The organism is Actinosynnema sp. (assembly GCF_052038725.1).
Genome location: NZ_JBQGCX010001457.1, coordinates 1 through 1761, shown reverse-complemented (window position 1 = coordinate 1761; position 1761 = coordinate 1). Strand labels below are relative to the sequence as shown.

The following is a 1761-nucleotide window of genomic DNA, read 5'->3' as shown; positions in this document are numbered from 1 at the left end:
AGGGCGTAGTTGGACAGGTCCGAGGCGCCGCCTGCGGCCCAGGGGATGACGTGGTGGGCCTCGCACCACGTCGCAGGCACGGTGCACCCCGGGATCGTGCACCCACCATCGCGTGTCGCCAGGCGCAACCGCTGCCCGGGCGTGACCAGGCGCACCCGCCGCCCCTGGTCCACGACCTCGCTCGGCCCGCCCAGCACCATTGGCACCAGGTCGGCCTCGCACGCCAGGCGCCGCACCTGCGAGACCGGCACGTCGCGTCCTTCCAGGCTCGAGCCGCACCCCGGTAACCGGCCGCCACCCGCCCCCGCCGGCACGGCGGCCAGGTCGCGGCGGAGCGTGGCCAGGTCCATCGTGACCACGAGCACCGCCTTGGCCGTCGTCGGCTGCCCGGCGGTCCCGGCCACCCCGCGACGCAGCACCGTTATCAGCGCGTCGTAGCGCCGCTGGCCCGGGGTCCGCAGGTCCACCTCCCCCGTGGCCTCCCGCTCGTCCGCGCCGGCCGGTGCCGCCAGGGGTGAGGTCAGCACCGCCCGCACCGCCTCGTAGTCGCACGAGTCCCCGAACGTGATCACCACCCGGCGCACCGACCCGTCGGCCAGGCTCGACTCGTGCACGTCCCGCAGCTCGCGCACGGCCCGCGCCCGCGACTCGTGGTCTGCCTCGGGCACGCACGCCCGCAGCAACGCCCCGACCACCCGGTCCACGTCGGCGTCCTCGAACACCGCCTCGCACCCCGCCCCGGCCAGCAGCCCCACCGCCTGCCCGTACTCCACCGGCCCCACCGCCCGGCGCACCCGCACCAACGCCCTGTGCAACCGTGCCGCCCGGGCCACGCTCATGCCCCCGGACAGCACGGCGTGCACCAGCGGGGCGTGCACCCCCTCCTGCGCCGCCAGCGCGACCCGCGCCAGGTCCAGGACCGCCCCCCGGGCCAGGTCCGGGCACCGCAGGCCCAACCAGTCCACCAGACCGAACCCCGCGGCCGTGTGCACGCCTCGCGCCGCGACCTCCACCGCCAGCCGCAGCCGCACCCGCTCCAGGGCCGCCGCCGCCACCGCGACCAGGTCCAGCCCGCCCGTGACCTGCTCCTCGACCAGCAGCACCGCCTGGCGCGCCGCGACCTCCGCCCGCACCGCCGACCGCCCCGCATCCCCCAGCAGGCCCGTGCACACCACCCCGGGCGCCTCGCGGGCGGGCACGACCCACCCGCCGGACGACTCCCTCACGGCCGGCCGCAGCACCGCCCCGCCCCACCCCTGAGACATACCCCCACGCTAGGACCCACCACCGACAGACCCGCCCCCGCCGACGGACGGCGGTCGAGAGCTATCGTCGCCGCCGTGGGACACGTCGAGGACCGGGAGCCCCCGGACGGGATCACCAGGCACTTCACCGTGGCGACCTTCGTCGTCCACGACGGACACGTGCTGCTGCACCCGCACCGCAAGCTCGGTCTGTGGCTGCCGCCGGGCGGTCACGTCGAGCCGCACGAGCTGCCCGACGACGCCGCGCGCCTCGAGACGCTGGAGGAGACCGGCCTGCGGGTGCGCCTCGTCGGCTCCCCCGGCATCGACCACGACGCCCCCGGCGCCCCGGTCCAGCTCCTGCGGCCCGAGGGCGTGCAGGTGGAGGACATCTCCCCCGGGCACCAGCACATCGACCTCATCTACCTCGCCGTGCCCGAGGGCGTGGGACCGGGCGACCCGCTCCCGACGCCGTCGACGGACGAGGGCATGGAGTGGGTGGACGAGGCCGGTCTGG

2 protein-coding genes are annotated in these 1761 nt (G+C 76.7%); one reads left to right on the top strand and one right to left on the bottom strand.

Annotation, left to right across the window (positions count from 1 at the left end):
- Positions 1 to 1226: DUF222 domain-containing protein (locus ACTUAL_RS30790; protein WP_440902688.1), on the bottom strand; the 1226-nt coding region annotated here is incomplete at its 3' end.
- A 114-nt stretch (positions 1227 to 1340) separates the two neighbouring features.
- Here ACTUAL_RS30790 and ACTUAL_RS30785 point away from each other — a divergent pair.
- The coding region (locus tag ACTUAL_RS30785) for an NUDIX hydrolase (RefSeq protein WP_440902687.1) at positions 1341 to 1761 on the top strand (421 nt) is incomplete at its 3' end.